This is a genomic window from Deinococcus sp. HSC-46F16 (genome assembly GCF_024171495.1).
In the GTDB taxonomy this organism is placed as follows: Bacteria; Deinococcota; Deinococci; order Deinococcales; family Deinococcaceae; genus Deinococcus.
Map to the genome: position 1 here is coordinate 1 of NZ_JALJZW010000001.1, position 14,931 is coordinate 14,931.

A 14,931-nucleotide genomic window follows, 5' to 3' on the forward strand; every position below is an offset into this window, starting at 1 on the left:
GACGAGGGCGGGCGTCACAGCGCGTTCTTCGGGGGCTACCGCCCGCAGTTCTACTTCCGCACGACGGACGTGACGGGCGTGGTGGAACTGGCCGAAGGCGTGGAGATGGTGATGCCTGGGGACAACGTGACCTTCACGGTGGACCTGATCAAGCCCATCGCCATGGAAGAAGGCCTGCGCTTCGCCATCCGCGAGGGTGGACGCACCGTCGGCGCCGGCGTCGTCACCAAGGTCCTGGAGTAAAGACAATGGTTGCCCCGAAGATCCGTATCAAACTGCGTGGCTTTGACCACAAGGCGCTGGACCAGTCCGCCTCCAAGATCGTGGACACGGTCCGGCGCACCGGGGCGGACGTGAGTGGCCCCGTGCCGCTCCCCACCCGCATCCGCCGCTTCACCGTGCTGCGCGGGCCGTTCAAGCACAAGGACAGCCGCGAGCACTTCGAGATCCGCACCCACAACCGTCTGGTGGACATCATGAATCCCACCAAGAAGACGATCGACAGCCTGATGACCCTCGACCTGCCCACCGGCGTGGACATCGAGATCAAGACCGTCGGGGGCCGCGCATGAAGGGCATCCTCGGCACCAAGATCGGCATGACCCAGATCTGGAAGGGCGACCGCGCCATTCCCGTGACGGTCGTGCTGGCCGGTCCGTGCCCCGTCGTGCAGCGCAAGACCGCGCAGACCGACGGCTACGAGGCCGTGCAGATCGGCTTCTCGCCCAAGAGCGAGAAGCGCGTGAACAAGCCCGCGCTGGGCCACTTCCGCAAGGCGGGCGTGTCCCCCGTGCGCTTCCTGCGTGAGTTCCGCGGCTTCACCCCCGAGGGGGACACCGTGAACGTCGACATTTTCGCCGAGGGCGAGAAGATCGACGCGACCGGCACCTCTAAGGGGAAAGGCACCCAGGGCGTCATGAAGCGCTGGAACTTCGCGGGTGGTCCCGCCAGCCACGGTTCCAAGAAGTGGCACCGCCGCCCCGGCTCGATCGGCCAACGCAAGACGCCGGGCCGCGTGTACAAGGGCAAGCGCATGGCCGGGCACATGGGCATGGAGCGCGTCACCGTGCAGAACCTCGAAGTGGTCGAGGTGCGGGCCGATGAGAACCTCATCCTGGTCAAGGGTGCGGTTCCCGGCGCGAACGGTGGCCTCGTGGTGCTGCGCCAGGCCGCCAAGGGAGGCAAGTAAGACATGGCGCAGATCAACGTCATCGGGAGCCGGGGTGGCCGCAGCATCGACCTCGAGTTGCCCGAAGTGAACCCGCACGTGCTGCATGAGGTCGTGACTTGGCAGCTCGCCGGTCGCCGCCGCGGCACCGCGAGCACCAAGACGCGGGCCGAGGTCAGCAAGACGGGCAAGAAGATGTACTCCCAGAAGGGAACCGGCAACGCGCGTCACGGCGACCGCTCCGTGCCCACCTTCGTGGGCGGCGGCGTGGCCTTTGGCCCCAAGCCCCGCAACTACGCCTACACCCTGCCCCGCAAGGTGCGGCAGCTCGGCCTGGCGATGGCGCTGGCCGACCGCCAGAACACCGGCAAGCTGGTGGCGGTGGACGGCTTCGACCTCGACGGCAAGACCAAGAGCTTTGTCGCCTGGGCCGCGCAGAACGGTCTGGACGGCTCCGAGCGCGTGCTGATCGTGACCGACGACGAGATGACCCGCCGCGCCGCGCGCAACGTCGCGTGGGCCACCGTGCTGCCCGTCGCGGGCCTGAACGTCTACGACATCCTGCGCCACGAGCGCCTCGTGATCGACGCGGTCGCGCTGGAGCCCGCTCAGGATGAGGGCACCGGGGAAGAGGGGGCCGCGCAGTGAGCTACTACGACATCATCAAGCAGCCCGTGATCTCCGAAAAGGCGTACGCGGGCATGGAGCGCGGCGTGTACTCGTTCTGGGTGGATCCCAAGGCCACCAAGACCGAGATCAAGGCCGCCGTGCAGCAGGCATTCGGCGTGACTGTGGTCGGCATCAGCACCATGAACGTCGCGGGCAAGCGCAAGCGCGTGGGCCGCTTTATCGGGCAGCGGGCCGACCGCAAGAAGGCGATCGTGCGGCTCGCGGACGGTCAGAAGATCGAGGCCCTCGAGGCCCTGGCCTAAGGAGTATTGAGACATGGCCGTCAAGAAGTACCGTCCGTATACCCCCAGCCGCCGTCAGATGACGACCGCGGACTTCTCGGGGCTGACCAAGAAGCGTCCCGAAAAGGCCCTCACCGAGGCGCTGCCTAAGACCGGCGGACGCAACAACCGGGGCCGCATCACCAGCCGCTTTATCGGCGGCGGGCACAAGCGCCTCTACCGCATCATCGACTTCAAGCGCCGTGACAAGGCGGGCGTGTCTGCCCGCGTCGCCGCCATCGAGTACGATCCCAACCGCAGTGCCCGCATCGCCCTGCTGCACTACGTGGACGGCGAGAAGCGCTACGTGCTGGCGCCCGAGGGCCTGACCGTCGGCGCCACCGTGAACGCGGGTCCTGAGGCCGATCCCAAGCTCGGCAACGCGCTGCCCCTGCGCTTCGTGCCGGTGGGCGCCGTGGTGCACGCTGTCGAACTGGTGCCCGGAAAGGGTGCTCAGCTTGCCCGCTCGGCCGGAACCTCGATCCAAGTGCAGGGCAAGGAAAACGACTACGTCCTGCTGCGCTTGCCCAGCGGTGAGATCCGCCGCGTGCACTCCGAGTGCTACGCGACCATCGGCACCGTCGGCAACGCCGAGCACAAGAACATCGTCCTGGGCAAGGCGGGCCGCAGCCGCTGGCTGGGCCAGAAGCCCCACCAGCGCGGCAGCGCCATGAACCCGGTCGACCACCCCCACGGCGGTGGTGAAGGCCGCACCGGTGCGGGCCGTCAGCCGGTCAGCCCCTGGGGTCAGCCTGCCAAGGGCCTGAAGACCCGCAAGAAGCGCAAGATCTCGGACCGCTTCATCGTCACCCGCCGCGGCGGGAAGTAAGGAGGGGAGACATGCCCCGTAGCCTCAAAAAAGGGCCGTTCGTGGACGACCACCTCCTGAAGAAGGTGGACGCCCAGAACGAGCGCAAGGACAAGCGCGTCATCAAGACCTGGTCGCGCCGCAGCACCATCGTTCCCGAGATGATCGGTCACACCATCGCGGTGCATAACGGCAAGCAGCATGTGCCGGTGTTCGTGAATGAGCAGATGATCGGCCACAAGCTCGGCGAGTTCTCGCCCACCCGCACCTACCGCGGGCACGGCGCCGACAAGAACGCCAAGGGGAGCAAGAAGAAATGACCGCTCCTGACACCACCCCCACCCAGGGCTTCCGCAACAAGAAGCAGCGCAAGCAGCAGGTCAAGCTGCGCCGTCCCGGCTACGCCGTAGCGAAGTACGTGCGCATGAGCCCCCGCAAGGTGCGCCTCGTCGTGGACGTGATTCGCGGCAAGAGCGTGGCCGAGGCCGAGGACCTGCTGCGCTTTATTCCCAAGAGCGCGTCGGAACCCGTCGCCAAGGTGCTCAAGAGCGCCAAGAGCAACGCGGTCCACAACGACGACATGCTCGAAGACCGCCTCGTCGTGACGGCGGCCTACGTGGACGCCGGGCCGACCCTCAAGCGGCTGATTCCCCGCGCCCGTGGCAGCGCCAACATCATCAAGAAGCGCACCAGCCACATCACCATCATCGTGGGCGAGCGCGAGACGCGCCGGGGGAACAAGTAATGGGCAACAAGATCAACCCGAACGGCTTCCGCCTGGGCATCACCCGTGGCTGGAACAGCCGCTGGTACGCGGGCAAGAAGCAGTACGCTGGTCTCCTCAAGGAAGACGAGCGCATCCGCAAGATGGTGGGCAAGAAGCTCGCCGCCGCCGGGATCGCCCGCATTGAGATCGAGCGTGCGGGCCAACAGGTCAACGTGATCATCTCGGCTGCCAAGCCCGGCATCGTGATCGGCAAGGGTGGGGAGAGCATCAAGCAGCTCCGGGGCGACATCGAGCGCCTCGTGAGCGCCGGGACCGTTGCTGTGAACGTCGCCGAGATCCCCAACCCCAACATCAGCGCCCCGCTGGTCGCCCTGCGCATCGCGGAACAGATCGAGCGCCGCTTCGCCTTCCGCCGCGCGATGAAGCAGGCCGCGCAGCGCGTGATGGAGTCGGGTGCGCGTGGCGTGCGCATCGTGCTGTCGGGTCGCCTCGGCGGCGCCGAGCAGGCCCGCACCGAGAGCGTCCGCGAGGGCCGCGTGCCGCTGCACACCCTGCGTGCCGATATCGACTATGGCACCGCCCGCGCCGAGACCACCTACGGCTCGCTGGGCATCAAGGTGATGGTGTTCAACGGCGAAGTCATCGGTGGCAAGACCGAGACGCTGGCCCGCCCCCAGCGCCGCAACGACGAGCGCCGTCCCGATGGCGGCGACCGTCCCAACCGCCGTCGCCCCACCGCGCGGCGCCGTCCCGGAGGTGAGTGATGCTTCTTCCGAAGCGCACCAAGTACCGCAAGCAGTTCCGTGGCCGCATGACCGGCGACACCAAGGGCGGCGACTACGTCGCGTTCGGTGACTACGGCCTGATCGCCCTGGAACCCGCCTGGATCCGCTCCAACCAGATCGAGGCGTGCCGCATCGTGATGAGCCGCCACTTCCGCCGCGGCGGCAAGATCTACATCCGCATCTTCCCCGACAAGCCCGTCACCAAGAAGCCCGCCGAAACCCGAATGGGGAAGGGCAAGGGTGCGGTGGAGTACTGGGTCAGCGTGGTCAAGCCCGGCCGCGTGATGTTCGAGGTGTCTGGCGTGACCGAAGAGCAGGCCAAGGAAGCCTTCCGCCTGGCCGGTCACAAGCTGCCCATCCAGACCAAGATGGTCAAGCGCGAGGTCTACGATGAAGCCCAGTGAGATGCGTACCCTCTCGGACGCCGATTTCGCCCGCGAGATCGACGCCCGCAAGAAGGAACTGATGGAGCTGCGTTTCCAGGCGGCGATGGGCCAACTGGCCCAGCCGCACCGCGTGCGCCAGCTCCGGCGCGAAGTGGCGCAGCTCAACACCGTGCGCGGTGAGCAGAGCCGCGCCGAGCGCGTGGCCCAGGCCCAGAGCGCCGCAGGAGACAGCCAATGAAAAAGACCTTTACGGGCGTCGTGGTGAGCGACAAGGCCGACAAGACGGTGAGCGTCAAGGTCGAGCGCCGCTTCATGCACCCGCTGTACGGCAAGATCGTGACGCGCTCCAAGAAGTACGCCGCGCACGACGAGACCAACGAGTACCGGATCGGGGACCGCGTCGAGATTCTCGCCGTGCGCCCCATCAGCAAGACCAAGACCTGGAAGGTCACCCGCCTGATCGAGCGCCCGCGCGGCATCGAGACCACGGCGGTCGAGACGGAAGGCGGTAACGCATGATCATGCCCCAGTCCCGCCTCGACGTGGCGGACAACAGCGGCGCGCGCGAACTGATGTGCATTCGCGTGCTGAACAGCGGCATCGGCGGCAAGGGCCTGACCACGGGCGGCGGCGGCAACAAGCGCTACGCCCACGTCGGCGACATCATCGTGGCGTCGGTCAAGGACGCGGCCCCGCGCGGCACCGTCAAGTCCGGTGACGTGGTGAAGGCTGTGGTCGTGCGCACCAGCCACGCGATCAAGCGTGCCGACGGCAGCACCATCCGCTTTGACAAGAACGCGGCCGTCATCATCAACAACCAGGGCGAGCCCCGCGGTACCCGCGTCTTCGGGCCGGTTGCCCGCGAACTGCGCGACCGCCGCTTCATGAAGATCGTGTCCCTGGCCCCGGAGGTGCTGTGATGCCCCGCCCCAGCGCCGGAAGCCACCACAGCGACAAGCTGCACGTGAAGAAGGGCGACACCGTCGTCGTGCTCAGCGGCAAGCACCGCGGCGCGACCGGCAAGGTGCTGCTCGCCCTGCCCCGCGAGGCCAAGGTCGTCGTCGAGGGCGTCAACCTCGTGACCAAGCACGTCAAGCCCTCGGCCACCAACCCCACGGGCGGCATCGAGCAGCGTGAAGGTGCCCTGCATGCCAGCAAGGTCGCGCTGGTTGACCCCGAGACCGGCAAGGCCACCCGCATCCGCAAGCAGATCGTGGACGGCAAGAAGGTCCGGGTCGCGGTCGCGAGCGGCAAGGTCATCGACTGACACTCAGGGCCACGCCCAGGCGCGTGAACCCGGGCGACCCAGCCCGCCCGAAGAGAGGCAAGACATGCAGACCCTGAAGACCAAGTACAACGAGCAGGTGCGCCCCGCGTTGATGGGCCAGTTCGGCTACTCCAGCGTGATGGCCGTGCCGCGCATCGAGAAGATCGTGATCAACGAGGGCCTGGGGTCCTCCAAGGAAGACTCCAAGGCCATCGACAAGGCGGCCCGCGAGCTCGCCCTGATCACGCTGCAAAAGCCCATCGTCACCAAGGCGAAGAAGAGCATCTCCAACTTCAAGCTTCGCCAGGGCATGCCGGTCGGGATCAAGGTCACGCTGCGCGGCGAGCGCATGTACGTGTTTCTGGAAAAGCTGATCAACATCGGCCTGCCCCGCATCCGCGACTTCCGTGGAATCAACCCCAACGCCTTTGACGGCCGTGGCAACTACAACCTCGGCATCAAGGAGCAACTGATCTTCCCGGAGATCACCTATGATATGGTCGACAAGGTGCGCGGCATGGACATCACGATCGTGACCACCGCGAAGACCGACGAGGAAGCTCGGGCGCTCCTGCAGGCCATGGGCCTCCCCTTCCGGAAATAAGGATTGACATGGCGAACACCTCTAAAGTCGTGAAGGCGCAGCGTGGCAGCAAGTTTGCCGTGCAGAACTACAACCGGTGCAGCCGCTGTGGCCGCGCCCGTGGCTACTACCGGTTCTTCGGAATGTGCCGCATCTGCATCCGCGAACTGGCGCACCGTGGGGAACTCCCCGGCGTCAAAAAGGCGAGCTGGTAACACCGCCCGCCGCCCACCCCCTTGCCGGATACGAACTGGCCCCCCTTGGGCAGTGATCGTCCGGTTCAGGGCTCAGGACCCAACAGAAGAAGCGCCTGCCTGCTCAGGACCACATTCTTTGGGAAGACTCCGGAAGCTGCGCCCGCCCGGCGGGTCAGCTTCCCCCCAGCCGGGGCTCCTGCATTCAGGCCCAGCCCCCGGAGGAGAACCATGCTGAGTGATCCCATCGCCGACATGCTCACGCGCATCCGCAACGCGACGCGCACCCACAAGGAGAGCGTCGACATCCCGGCTTCCAAGTTCAAGGAAGAGCTTGCCCGACTGCTGATGCGCGAAGGCTACGTGGCCAACGTGGAGCGCGTGCGCCCCGAAGGCCAGAAGTTCGACGTGCTGCGCCTGACCCTGAAGTACGGCGCCAAGCGCGAGCAGGTCATCAAGCACATCGAGCGCGTCAGCCGTCCCGGTCGCCGCGCCTACGTGAGCGCCGAGAACCTGCCCCGCGTGCAGCGCGGTCTGGGCCTCGCCGTCGTCTCGACGAGCAAGGGCCTGCTGCCCGACCGCGAAGCGCGTCAGCAGGGCGTGGGCGGCGAAGTCGTCTGCGTTCTCTGGTAAGCCCGCAGCCCTGACCTCGGGCACGCGCTCCCACGGTCAATTGCCCGGTGCGCCTGCTCAGAACTTAAGGACTCAAGGAGGACAGCCATGTCCCGTATTGGTAAACAACCCATCGCCGTGCCCAGCGGCGTGACCGTGAGCGCCGAGGGCGGCCTGTTCCGGGCCAAAGGCCCCAAGGGCGAACTCACCGTGCCCTACAACCCCGCCCTGACCATCGCGACCGAGGGCGACCAACTTCTCGTGACGCGCCCCAGCGACCGCCAGGAGCACCGCGCCCTGCACGGCCTGACCCGCACGCTGGTCGCCAACGCCGTCAAGGGCGTGTCGGACGGCTTCACCATCAACCTTGAACTGCGTGGCGTCGGTTACCGCGCCAAGCTGACGGGCAAGAACCTCGAGATGACCATCGGCTACAGCCACCCGGTCGTGATCGAGCCGCCCGCGGGCGTGACCTTCACGGTGCCCGAGCCCACCCGCATCGACGTGAGCGGGATCGACAAGCAGCTCGTGGGGCAGGTCGCGGCCAACGTGCGCAAGGTGCGCAAGCCTGACGCCTACCACGGCAAGGGTGTGCGCTTCGTGGGCGAGCAGATCGCCCTCAAGGCGGGCAAGGCCGGTGCCACCGGCGGGAAAGGGAAGAAGTAATGGCGAACCAGACAGCCATTCGGCGCAAGCTGCGCACCCGCCGCAAGGTGCGTGTCGCGGCGGCGGAGCGTCCGCGCCTCAGCGTGTTCCGCTCCAGCAAGCACATCTACGCCCAGATTATCGACGACACCACCGGCACCACGCTGGCGGCGGCGAGCAGCAGCGCCGTCAAGACCGGGACCAAGACCGACACCGCTGCGGCAGTGGGCCGGGCGCTGGCCGAGGCCGCCGTGGCCAAGGGTGTCAAGCAGGTCGTGTTCGACCGCGCCGGGTACAAGTACCACGGCCGGGTCAAAGCGCTCGCAGACGCGGCGCGGGAGGGTGGCCTTGACTTTTAATCGTCGCAATGACCGCGAGCGGGAGACCAGCGAGTTCGAAGAGAAGATGCTCTTCGTCAACCGCACCTCCAAGACCTACCAGGGGGGGCGCCGCTTCCGCTTCGCCGCGCTCGTAATCTTGGGTGACCGCAACGGCCGTGTCGGCATGGGCATCGGCAAGGCCAAGGAAGTGCCCGTCGCTATCGAGAAGGCCAAGGCGATCGCCCGTAAGAACATGATCTCCGTGCCGGTGGAAAACGGGACCATTCCCCACGACATCGTCGGCGAGAACTCCACCAGCCGCGTGCTGCTCAAGCCTGCAGGCCCCGGTACCGGCGTGATCGCGGGCACCGTGCCCCGTTCGATTGCGGAACTGGCGGGCATCACCAACATGCTCTCCAAGGAACTCGGCAGCCGCAACAAGGTCAACGTGGCCTACGCGGTGTTCGACGGCCTGAAGAACCTGCGCACCGCCAAGCAGGTGCGTGCGGCCCGTGGCCTGGACACTCAGCCCCGCGTGGCGGGTGCCGCTGCGGTTTCGGCGACTACCGAGGCCGGTGCGGCCCAGGCGGGAGGTGCCCTGTGACCTCCTCGACCGTCAAGGTGACCCTGCGCCGCAGCGTGATCGGCCGTCCCGAGAGCCAGGTGCAGACCGTGAAGGCACTGGGGCTGCGCAAGATCGGCGACACCCGTGAACTGGTGGACACCCCCGCCGTGCGCGGCATGATCAAGACCGTTCAACATCTGGTGGAGGTGGAAGCGTGAAGCTCCACGAACTGACCCCGGCGCCCGGTAGCCGCAAGAACCGCAAGCGCGTGGGCCGTGGCCCCGGCGGCACCGACAAGACCGCCGGTCGCGGGCACAAGGGCCAGAAGGCCCGCAGCGGCGCGGGCAAGGGCTCCTTCTTCGAGGGTGGCCGCAGCACGCTGATCTCCCGTCTGCCCAAGCGCGGCTTCAACAACGTTGGCACGACCTACGAGGTCGTCAACCTCGGCCAGCTCGCCGGGCTGGAAGGCGAGACCTTCGACCGCGCCGCGCTGGAAGGGGCCGGACTGGTGCGCCGCAAGAACCGCCCGGTCAAGCTGCTGGGCCGCGGTGAACTGACCCGCGCCGTGACCGTGCATGTGGACGCGGCGAGCGAGTCGGCGGTCCGGGCCGTGGAAGCGGCCGGGGGCCGGGTCGTGATCGTCAGCGCGAGCAGCGAGAACGCCGAGCAGGCGGGCTAACATGCTGCGCGCCTTCCGCGACGCGTTCCGGATTCCGGACCTGCGGCGGAAGATTGTCTTCACCCTGCTGCTGCTCGCCGTCTACCGCCTCGGAAGCACCATTCCGACGCCGGGCGTGAATGCCGCAGCCCTCGCGGAGGCCACCTCGGGTGGCCTTTTCGGGTTGATCAGCCTGATCTCGGGCGGCAATCTTTCGCAGTTCTCGATCTTCGCGCTGGGGGTGTTGCCGTACATCACGGCCAGCATCGTGATCCAGCTTCTGACCACCACCGTCCCCGCGCTGGAGAAACTCAGCAAGGAGGGCGAGGAGGGCCGCAAGAAGATCAACCAGTACACCCGCTACGCGGCGGTCGCGCTGGGGACCTTTCAGGCCCTGTTCTTCTCGCTGTACATCACCAGCAACCCGCAGTTCATCGCGGTGGGCTGGGACCCTGGCCTCTTTACCGTCTTGGTGATGGTGCTGACCCAGGTGGCGGGCATTGCCTTTACCCTCTGGATCGGCGAGCGCATCACCGAGGTGGGCGTCGGCAACGGCATCAGCCTGATCATCACGGCGGGGATCATCGCCAACTACCCGCGCGAGATCGCCGCGACGGGCGAACTCTTCCGCAACGATCAGGTGTCGCTGCTCCAGACTCTGGCCTTCGTGGCGGTGATTCTGGTGACCATTGCGGGCATCGTGTACGTCTATCAGGGCGAGCGACGGGTGCCCGTCACCTACGCCCGCGCCCGTGGAGGAGCGCCCGGCGGGGCCGCCCGCAACCTGGGGGGACAGGCCACCTGGCTGCCGATCAAGGTCAACCAGGCAGGCGTGATCCCGGTGATTTTCGCCTCGGCCATGCTGATCATTCCCAACCTGATCGGCAGCGCCACGGCCGAGCGGGCGCCCGAGGTCAACGCGTTTATCCAGACGTACCTGACCTTCGGAAGTCCCTGGTACATCGCGCTGGAAGCGGCGCTGATCTTCGGGTTCACGTACCTGTACAACAGCGTGCAGTTCGACCCCAAGCGCATCAGCGAGCAATTGCGCGAGGCGGGCGGCTTCATTCCCGGCGTGCGGCCGGGCACGGCGACCGCCGAGTACCTGGGCGGCATCAGCAGCCGCCTGAGCCTGTGGGGCGCGATCTTCCTGGTCGTGCTGACGGTCTTTCCCCAGATCGTGCAGCGGGCGACGGGCATCACCACCTTCCAGTTCAGCGGCACCGGCCTGCTGATCATCGTGGGGGTGGCGCTCGAGACCCTCAAGCAGCTCGAAGCGCAGCTCACGGTGCGCCGCTACGACGGCTTTATCAGCAAGGGCCGCATCCGTGGCCGACTGAACTGAAGTTGCTTCTGCCTCGACCGCTCACCTCCGGGTGGGCGGTTTTCTTTGGCCCCGGCCGCCCGTCACGTCGGGGGAGACAGGCCCGCGCCCTCGCCCGGCCTCTATGCTGTACTTCCTGAAGGAGGAACGATGACACAATCCGGAAACAAGGTCGTGATTTTTCTCGGCCCCCCCGGTGCAGGCAAGGGCACCCAGGCCGAGCGCCTGGCACAGGAAGAAGGCCTGACCAAGATCAGCACCGGAGACATCCTGCGCGATCACGTCTCGCGCGGCACGGAGCTGGGGCAGCGGGTCAAGCCCATTCTCGACGCGGGGGCGCTTGTCCCCGACGACATCCTGATCGCGCTGATCCGTGACCGCCTCGCGGGGATGGACGCGGTGCGGGTCATCTTCGACGGGTTTCCGCGCACCGGGGCGCAGGCGGAGGCGCTCGACCTGCTGCTGGAGGAACTCGGGGCTCCAGTGACCGCCGTCCCGCTGTTGGAGGTCCCCGACGGGCTCCTGATCGAACGCATCGTGGAGCGGGGGCGGCAGGCCGCCGCGCGGGGCGAACCCGTGCGCAGCGACGACACCGAGGAGGTGGCCCGGAGGCGGCAGGAGGTCTACCGCGAACAGACCCAGCCGCTGATCGACTACTACGGGGCACGCGGGCATCTGCGCCCGGTCGATGGCGTGGGCACGATGGACGAGGTGTACGGGCGCATCGTGCAGGCGCTGGGGTAGGCCCGCACTGCCAGAGCGCGGACAGGGGGAGGGGAGCGCGGCGCCGCTTGCCCCTGCCCCCCCGGGCGTGCTAACTTCCCCTTTGGCTTGTACCAAGCCTGGAGGTTGCGTGGCAAGACGAAAGATGCCGGAACAGCGGGAAAAGCGCAAGAAGGAAGAGTCCGATACCGTGCGGGCCGAGGGCGTGGTGGAAGAGGCGCTGCCCAACACCACCTTCCGGGTAAAGCTCGATACCGGGCATGACATTCTGGCCTACATCAGCGGCAAGATGCGGATCCACTACATCCGGATTCTGCCCGGTGACCGCGTGGTCCTGGAAATCAGTCCCTACGACACGTCGCGGGGACGGATCGTCTACCGCAAGTAAGGGCCTCTGGGCGCCGGTACCCACCAGATTCCCCGAATGTGGTCCGAGGGCCAGGGGGGTCGAGCGCTGCTGAGCGCGTCGCCGCAGGTTGAACAGGCCGTGGGCGACGACGTGAGGCGGCTGCGAGGAGGACGCATGAAAGTTCGCAGCAGTGTCAAGAAGATGTGCGACAACTGCAAGGTGATCCGCCGCCACGGGCGCGTGCTGGTCATCTGCTCCAATGTCAAGCACAAGCAGAGGCAGGGCTAAGCATGGCGCGTATTGCCGGTGTGGACCTTCCGCGTGAAAAGCGCGTCGAGATCGCCCTGACCTACATCTACGGAATCGGCCTGACCCGCTCCAAGGAAGTGCTGGCGCAGACCGGGATCAGCCCCGACACCCGCGTCAAGAACCTCAGTGAGGCGGACCAGAGCACCCTGCGTGACGCCATCGAGCGCACCTACAAGGTGGAAGGCGACCTCCGTTCGGAAGTCGGCCAGAACATCAAGCGCCTGATGGACATCGGCGCGTACCGTGGCCTGCGCCACCGCCGCGGCCTGCCCGTGCGCGGCCAGCGCACGAAGACGAACGCCCGCACCCGCAAGGGACCGCGCAAGACCGTCGCGGGCAAGAAGAAGGCGACGAGGAAGTAAGCCATGGCGAAGACCACCAAGGGCAAGACCCCCCGCCGCGCCCGGCGCAACATCAGCGCGGGCCGCGCGTACGTGCACGCGAGCTACAACAACACCATCGTGACCATCACCGACCTCGACGGCAACTCCGTCGCGTGGTCGAGTGGCGGCACCATCGGCTACAAGGGCAGCAAGAAGGGCACCCCCTACGCGGCCCAGCTCGCCGCTGCTGACGCCGTGAAAAAGGCCCAGCAGACCTTCGGCATGAACGTCGTGGACGTGATCGTGCGCGGCACCGGCTCGGGCCGCGAGCAGGCGATCCGCGCCATTCAGGCCTCCGGCATCGAAGTGAAGTCCATCATGGACGACAGCCCCGTGCCCCACAACGGCTGCCGCCCCAAGAAGAAGTTCCGCGCCTAATCGCGCCGCGCGTGCCCACCTGTCCCGCTTCCGCCTGACTCCGGCCCGTTTCCGGGGGAAGAGAGCCGCACCACCGGCGAGGAAGCGGGCGCCAGAGGGCCGCAGACCCGGTGGGCAGGTTTGAAACCTGCCACCGCAAGGAGATCAAGACATGGGTCGTTTCCGTGGTTCCATCACCAAGCTCAGCCGCCGCGAGGGCATCAACCTCGCGGAGACCGAGAAAGTCCAGAAGTACCTCGACCGGCGCCCCTACGCGCCCGGTCAGCACGGGCAGCGCCGGGGCCGTGGCCGCCCCAGCGACTACAGCGTGCGCCTGCGTGAAAAGCAGAAGCTCGCCCGGCTGTACGGCGTCAACGAGAAGCAGTTCCGCAACCTCTTCGAGGAAGCCGCGAACGTGCCCGGCGTGACCGGCACGGTGTTCCTGCAACTGCTCGAGCGCCGCCTCGACAACGTCGTGTTCCGCATGGGCTTTGCCAGCACCCGCCGCCAGGCCCGGCAGTTTGTCGGCCACGGGCACGTGCTCGTCAACGGCAAGCGGGTGGATATTCCCAGCTACCGGGTCAAGATCGGCGACGAGATCACCGTCTCCGAGAAGAGCCGCTCCATGGGCTTTATTCAGGAAAACATGGAGGCGCAAAAGCGCCGCCGCGTCTCGCCCTGGATCGAACTGAACCCCGAGACCTTCAGCGGCACCTTCGTGCGCCTGCCCGCCCGCGAAGACCTCGCCCTGCCCATCAACGAGAACTTCATCATCGAGTACTACTCGCGCTAATCGGGAGGCCCCAGTGGATCAAAAGCGCCCTCAACTCAAAGCCCGCGTCGACGGCGATTACGGCGAGTTCGTGCTCGAACCGCTCGCGCGCGGCTACGGCGTCACCATCGGGAATCCCATCCGGCGCATCCTGATGTCCTCGATCCCCGGCACCGCCGTGACGAGCGTGTACATCGAGGATGTCCTCCACGAGTTTTCGACCATCCCCGGCGTCAAGGAAGACGTCATCCGCATCATCCTGAACCTCAAGGAACTCGTCGTGAAGTTCCACGCCCCCGGCCCCAAGACCCTGACCCTGCGGGCGCAGGGCGAGGGCGTGGTGCGGGCGAGCGCCTTCGAGGTGCCCAGTGACGCCGAGATCGTCAACCCCGACCTCCCCATCGCCACGCTCGCCGAAGACGGCAAATTGGTGATGGAGGTGCGCGTCGAGGAGGGCGAGGGCTACGTTCCTGCCGACAAGCACTCCACCAAGGACCGCATCAACTCGATCCCGGTGGACGCCGTGTTCTCGCCGGTGCGCCGGGTGGCCTACCACGTGGAGAACACCCGCGTGGGCCAGCAGACCGACCTCGACCGCCTGATTCTGCGGGTCTGGACCGACGGCAGCGTCGGCCCCCAGGAGACGCTGGACAAGGCCGTCGAGATCCTGCGCGACGAGCTGACCGTGTTCGGCAACGTGGAAACGCTGCCCGCCGTTCCGGAGCTGACCCCGGCGTACACGCCAGCGGCCCCGGTCGCGGCAGCGGCCCCCGAGGCTCCCCGGATGCCCGACCTCGACCCCGGTTCGTACCCGGCGGGCGACCTCGACACGCCCCGCGTGACCCTCGAAGGCCTGGGGCTGACCACCCGCGTGCTGCACTCCCTCAAGGAGGAAGGCATCGACAGCGTGGACGCCCTGTGCGCCCTGTCCGACCGTGACCTGAAGAAGGTCCCCGGCATCGGCGAGCGCAGCCTCGACGAGATCAAGCAGCAGCTCGCGCAGTTCGGGCTGGCCCTCAGAGACTGATTTCCAGTGCGCGGGGCCT

29 protein-coding genes and 1 pseudogene are annotated in these 14,931 nt (G+C 67.0%); all 30 read left to right on the plus strand.

The features are described 5' to 3' along the window. Nucleotides 1-243, plus strand: a pseudogene (gene tuf / locus L1280_RS00005) (elongation factor Tu); the annotation flags it as partial. A gap of 5 nt (nucleotides 244-248) precedes the next feature. After that, nucleotides 249-572 (plus strand): 30S ribosomal protein S10, encoded by a 324-nt coding sequence (gene rpsJ, locus L1280_RS00010; protein WP_027460653.1) that lies wholly within the window; start codon nucleotides 249-251, stop codon nucleotides 570-572. Beyond that, on the plus strand, nucleotides 569-1,189 hold the full coding sequence (gene rplC / locus L1280_RS00015) for a 50S ribosomal protein L3 (protein ID WP_253579942.1): 621 nt from the start codon (nucleotides 569-571) through the stop codon (nucleotides 1,187-1,189). The genes rpsJ and rplC overlap by 4 nt, the downstream gene beginning before the upstream one ends. Nucleotides 1,190-1,192: 3 nt before the next feature. Continuing rightward, on the plus strand, nucleotides 1,193-1,816 hold the full coding sequence (gene rplD, locus L1280_RS00020; protein ID WP_253579944.1) for a 50S ribosomal protein L4: 624 nt from the start codon (nucleotides 1,193-1,195) through the stop codon (nucleotides 1,814-1,816). Continuing rightward, nucleotides 1,813-2,100: a 50S ribosomal protein L23 gene (locus L1280_RS00025; protein ID WP_253579945.1), complete on the plus strand. Its 288-nt coding sequence runs from the start codon at nucleotides 1,813-1,815 to the stop codon at nucleotides 2,098-2,100. The genes rplD and L1280_RS00025 overlap by 4 nt, the downstream gene beginning before the upstream one ends. A 13-nt stretch (nucleotides 2,101-2,113) precedes the next feature. After that, a complete protein-coding gene (gene rplB, locus L1280_RS00030; RefSeq protein ID WP_253579947.1) occupies nucleotides 2,114-2,947 on the plus strand; it encodes a 50S ribosomal protein L2 in 834 nt (277 codons plus the stop codon). 11 nt (nucleotides 2,948-2,958) lie between these two features. Further along, nucleotides 2,959-3,246 (plus strand): 30S ribosomal protein S19, encoded by a 288-nt coding sequence (rpsS, locus tag L1280_RS00035; protein ID WP_027460648.1) that lies wholly within the window; start codon nucleotides 2,959-2,961, stop codon nucleotides 3,244-3,246. Beyond that, complete coding sequence (gene rplV / locus L1280_RS00040; protein WP_253579949.1) at nucleotides 3,243-3,671, plus strand: 50S ribosomal protein L22; 429 nt, start codon at nucleotides 3,243-3,245, stop codon at nucleotides 3,669-3,671. The genes rpsS and rplV overlap by 4 nt, the downstream gene beginning before the upstream one ends. Further along, on the plus strand, nucleotides 3,671-4,417 hold the full coding sequence (gene rpsC / locus L1280_RS00045) for a 30S ribosomal protein S3 (RefSeq protein ID WP_253579951.1): 747 nt from the start codon (nucleotides 3,671-3,673) through the stop codon (nucleotides 4,415-4,417). Before rplV ends, rpsC begins: the two co-directional genes overlap by 1 nt. After that, nucleotides 4,417-4,842, plus strand: coding sequence for a 50S ribosomal protein L16 (rplP, locus tag L1280_RS00050; protein ID WP_104991199.1), 426 nt, complete (start codon nucleotides 4,417-4,419; stop codon nucleotides 4,840-4,842). The genes rpsC and rplP overlap by 1 nt, the downstream gene beginning before the upstream one ends. Beyond that, nucleotides 4,829-5,062: a 50S ribosomal protein L29 gene (gene rpmC / locus L1280_RS00055; RefSeq protein WP_253579952.1), complete on the plus strand. Its 234-nt coding sequence runs from the start codon at nucleotides 4,829-4,831 to the stop codon at nucleotides 5,060-5,062. The genes rplP and rpmC overlap by 14 nt, the downstream gene beginning before the upstream one ends. Then, nucleotides 5,059-5,343 (plus strand): 30S ribosomal protein S17, encoded by a 285-nt coding sequence (gene rpsQ / locus L1280_RS00060; protein WP_104991197.1) that lies wholly within the window; start codon nucleotides 5,059-5,061, stop codon nucleotides 5,341-5,343. Before rpmC ends, rpsQ begins: the two co-directional genes overlap by 4 nt. After that, complete coding sequence (rplN, locus tag L1280_RS00065; RefSeq protein ID WP_104991196.1) at nucleotides 5,340-5,744, plus strand: 50S ribosomal protein L14; 405 nt, start codon at nucleotides 5,340-5,342, stop codon at nucleotides 5,742-5,744. Before rpsQ ends, rplN begins: the two co-directional genes overlap by 4 nt. Next, entirely contained in the window at nucleotides 5,744-6,091 is a 348-nt protein-coding gene (rplX, locus tag L1280_RS00070; protein WP_104991195.1) for a 50S ribosomal protein L24, read from the plus strand. The genes rplN and rplX overlap by 1 nt, the downstream gene beginning before the upstream one ends. A gap of 64 nt (nucleotides 6,092-6,155) precedes the next feature. Then, nucleotides 6,156-6,695, plus strand: coding sequence for a 50S ribosomal protein L5 (rplE, locus tag L1280_RS00075; protein WP_253579954.1), 540 nt, complete (start codon nucleotides 6,156-6,158; stop codon nucleotides 6,693-6,695). Between the two features lie 8 nt (nucleotides 6,696-6,703). After that, entirely contained in the window at nucleotides 6,704-6,889 is a 186-nt protein-coding gene (locus L1280_RS00080) for a type Z 30S ribosomal protein S14 (protein WP_027460639.1), read from the plus strand. Between the two features lie 210 nt (nucleotides 6,890-7,099). Next, nucleotides 7,100-7,501: a 30S ribosomal protein S8 gene (gene rpsH / locus L1280_RS00085; protein WP_253579956.1), complete on the plus strand. Its 402-nt coding sequence runs from the start codon at nucleotides 7,100-7,102 to the stop codon at nucleotides 7,499-7,501. An 87-nt stretch (nucleotides 7,502-7,588) separates the two neighbouring features. After that, the gene (gene rplF, locus L1280_RS00090; RefSeq protein WP_253579958.1) at nucleotides 7,589-8,146 is read left to right on the plus strand and encodes a 50S ribosomal protein L6; all 558 of its coding nucleotides are present in this window, start codon (nucleotides 7,589-7,591) and stop codon (nucleotides 8,144-8,146) included. After that, nucleotides 8,146-8,484, plus strand: a complete 339-nt coding sequence (gene rplR, locus L1280_RS00095) for a 50S ribosomal protein L18 (RefSeq protein ID WP_104991191.1) — start codon at nucleotides 8,146-8,148, stop codon at nucleotides 8,482-8,484. The genes rplF and rplR overlap by 1 nt, the downstream gene beginning before the upstream one ends. After that, nucleotides 8,474-9,049, plus strand: a complete 576-nt coding sequence (gene rpsE, locus L1280_RS00100) for a 30S ribosomal protein S5 (RefSeq protein ID WP_253579959.1) — start codon at nucleotides 8,474-8,476, stop codon at nucleotides 9,047-9,049. Before rplR ends, rpsE begins: the two co-directional genes overlap by 11 nt. Further along, nucleotides 9,046-9,228 carry a 50S ribosomal protein L30 gene (gene rpmD / locus L1280_RS00105; protein WP_253579962.1) on the plus strand — a complete coding sequence of 61 codons (183 nt, stop codon included), beginning with the start codon at nucleotides 9,046-9,048 and terminating at the stop codon, nucleotides 9,226-9,228. The genes rpsE and rpmD overlap by 4 nt, the downstream gene beginning before the upstream one ends. After that, nucleotides 9,225-9,689 (plus strand): 50S ribosomal protein L15, encoded by a 465-nt coding sequence (gene rplO / locus L1280_RS00110; protein WP_253579964.1) that lies wholly within the window; start codon nucleotides 9,225-9,227, stop codon nucleotides 9,687-9,689. The genes rpmD and rplO overlap by 4 nt, the downstream gene beginning before the upstream one ends. 1 nt (nucleotide 9,690) lies before the next feature. After that, nucleotides 9,691-11,013, plus strand: a complete 1,323-nt coding sequence (gene secY, locus L1280_RS00115; RefSeq protein WP_253579967.1) for a preprotein translocase subunit SecY — start codon at nucleotides 9,691-9,693, stop codon at nucleotides 11,011-11,013. A gap of 129 nt (nucleotides 11,014-11,142) precedes the next feature. Then, on the plus strand, nucleotides 11,143-11,736 hold the full coding sequence (locus L1280_RS00120) for an adenylate kinase (protein ID WP_253579969.1): 594 nt from the start codon (nucleotides 11,143-11,145) through the stop codon (nucleotides 11,734-11,736). 124 nt (nucleotides 11,737-11,860) lie between these two features. Next, nucleotides 11,861-12,103, plus strand: coding sequence for a translation initiation factor IF-1 (gene infA / locus L1280_RS00125; protein WP_019588656.1), 243 nt, complete (start codon nucleotides 11,861-11,863; stop codon nucleotides 12,101-12,103). A gap of 135 nt (nucleotides 12,104-12,238) precedes the next feature. Beyond that, the gene (gene rpmJ, locus L1280_RS00130; RefSeq protein WP_012693977.1) at nucleotides 12,239-12,352 is read left to right on the plus strand and encodes a 50S ribosomal protein L36; all 114 of its coding nucleotides are present in this window, start codon (nucleotides 12,239-12,241) and stop codon (nucleotides 12,350-12,352) included. Between the two features lie 2 nt (nucleotides 12,353-12,354). Beyond that, nucleotides 12,355-12,735 (plus strand): 30S ribosomal protein S13, encoded by a 381-nt coding sequence (gene rpsM, locus L1280_RS00135; RefSeq protein ID WP_253579971.1) that lies wholly within the window; start codon nucleotides 12,355-12,357, stop codon nucleotides 12,733-12,735. A 3-nt stretch (nucleotides 12,736-12,738) separates the two neighbouring features. Continuing rightward, entirely contained in the window at nucleotides 12,739-13,134 is a 396-nt protein-coding gene (gene rpsK / locus L1280_RS00140) for a 30S ribosomal protein S11 (RefSeq protein WP_027460629.1), read from the plus strand. A gap of 151 nt (nucleotides 13,135-13,285) precedes the next feature. Further along, complete coding sequence (gene rpsD / locus L1280_RS00145) at nucleotides 13,286-13,906, plus strand: 30S ribosomal protein S4 (protein WP_253579973.1); 621 nt, start codon at nucleotides 13,286-13,288, stop codon at nucleotides 13,904-13,906. A 13-nt stretch (nucleotides 13,907-13,919) separates the two neighbouring features. Next, nucleotides 13,920-14,912 (plus strand): DNA-directed RNA polymerase subunit alpha, encoded by a 993-nt coding sequence (locus L1280_RS00150; protein ID WP_253579976.1) that lies wholly within the window; start codon nucleotides 13,920-13,922, stop codon nucleotides 14,910-14,912. Nucleotides 14,913-14,931: the final 19 nt, after the last annotated feature.

Excerpts from the sequence above, each read along its gene's own strand:
- rplB (WP_253579947.1), top strand. The coding sequence starts at position 2,114 with ATGGCCGTCAAGAAGTACCGTCCGTATACCCCCAGCCGCCGTCAGATG.
- rpsJ (WP_027460653.1), top strand. The coding sequence starts at position 249 with ATGGTTGCCCCGAAGATCCGTATCAAACTGCGTGGCTTTGACCACAAG.
- rplX (WP_104991195.1), top strand. The coding sequence starts at position 5,744 with ATGCCCCGCCCCAGCGCCGGAAGCCACCACAGCGACAAGCTGCACGTG.
- rpsC (WP_253579951.1), top strand. The coding sequence starts at position 3,671 with ATGGGCAACAAGATCAACCCGAACGGCTTCCGCCTGGGCATCACCCGT.
- rpsQ (WP_104991197.1), top strand. The coding sequence starts at position 5,059 with ATGAAAAAGACCTTTACGGGCGTCGTGGTGAGCGACAAGGCCGACAAG.
- secY (WP_253579967.1), top strand. The coding sequence starts at position 9,691 with ATGCTGCGCGCCTTCCGCGACGCGTTCCGGATTCCGGACCTGCGGCGG.
- rpsS (WP_027460648.1), top strand. The coding sequence starts at position 2,959 with ATGCCCCGTAGCCTCAAAAAAGGGCCGTTCGTGGACGACCACCTCCTG.
- rpmJ (WP_012693977.1), top strand. The coding sequence starts at position 12,239 with ATGAAAGTTCGCAGCAGTGTCAAGAAGATGTGCGACAACTGCAAGGTG.
- rplN (WP_104991196.1), top strand. The coding sequence starts at position 5,340 with ATGATCATGCCCCAGTCCCGCCTCGACGTGGCGGACAACAGCGGCGCG.
- rplC (WP_253579942.1), top strand. The coding sequence starts at position 569 with ATGAAGGGCATCCTCGGCACCAAGATCGGCATGACCCAGATCTGGAAG.
- rpmC (WP_253579952.1), top strand. The coding sequence starts at position 4,829 with ATGAAGCCCAGTGAGATGCGTACCCTCTCGGACGCCGATTTCGCCCGC.
- rpsK (WP_027460629.1), top strand. The coding sequence starts at position 12,739 with ATGGCGAAGACCACCAAGGGCAAGACCCCCCGCCGCGCCCGGCGCAAC.
- infA (WP_019588656.1), top strand. The coding sequence starts at position 11,861 with ATGCCGGAACAGCGGGAAAAGCGCAAGAAGGAAGAGTCCGATACCGTG.
- rplE (WP_253579954.1), top strand. The coding sequence starts at position 6,156 with ATGCAGACCCTGAAGACCAAGTACAACGAGCAGGTGCGCCCCGCGTTG.
- rplR (WP_104991191.1), top strand. The coding sequence starts at position 8,146 with ATGGCGAACCAGACAGCCATTCGGCGCAAGCTGCGCACCCGCCGCAAG.
- rplD (WP_253579944.1), top strand. The coding sequence starts at position 1,193 with ATGGCGCAGATCAACGTCATCGGGAGCCGGGGTGGCCGCAGCATCGAC.
- rplP (WP_104991199.1), top strand. The coding sequence starts at position 4,417 with ATGCTTCTTCCGAAGCGCACCAAGTACCGCAAGCAGTTCCGTGGCCGC.
- rpsM (WP_253579971.1), top strand. The coding sequence starts at position 12,355 with ATGGCGCGTATTGCCGGTGTGGACCTTCCGCGTGAAAAGCGCGTCGAG.
- rpsH (WP_253579956.1), top strand. The coding sequence starts at position 7,100 with ATGCTGAGTGATCCCATCGCCGACATGCTCACGCGCATCCGCAACGCG.
- rplV (WP_253579949.1), top strand. The coding sequence starts at position 3,243 with ATGACCGCTCCTGACACCACCCCCACCCAGGGCTTCCGCAACAAGAAG.
- L1280_RS00120 (WP_253579969.1), top strand. The coding sequence starts at position 11,143 with ATGACACAATCCGGAAACAAGGTCGTGATTTTTCTCGGCCCCCCCGGT.
- L1280_RS00080 (WP_027460639.1), top strand. The coding sequence starts at position 6,704 with ATGGCGAACACCTCTAAAGTCGTGAAGGCGCAGCGTGGCAGCAAGTTT.
- rpsD (WP_253579973.1), top strand. The coding sequence starts at position 13,286 with ATGGGTCGTTTCCGTGGTTCCATCACCAAGCTCAGCCGCCGCGAGGGC.
- rplF (WP_253579958.1), top strand. The coding sequence starts at position 7,589 with ATGTCCCGTATTGGTAAACAACCCATCGCCGTGCCCAGCGGCGTGACC.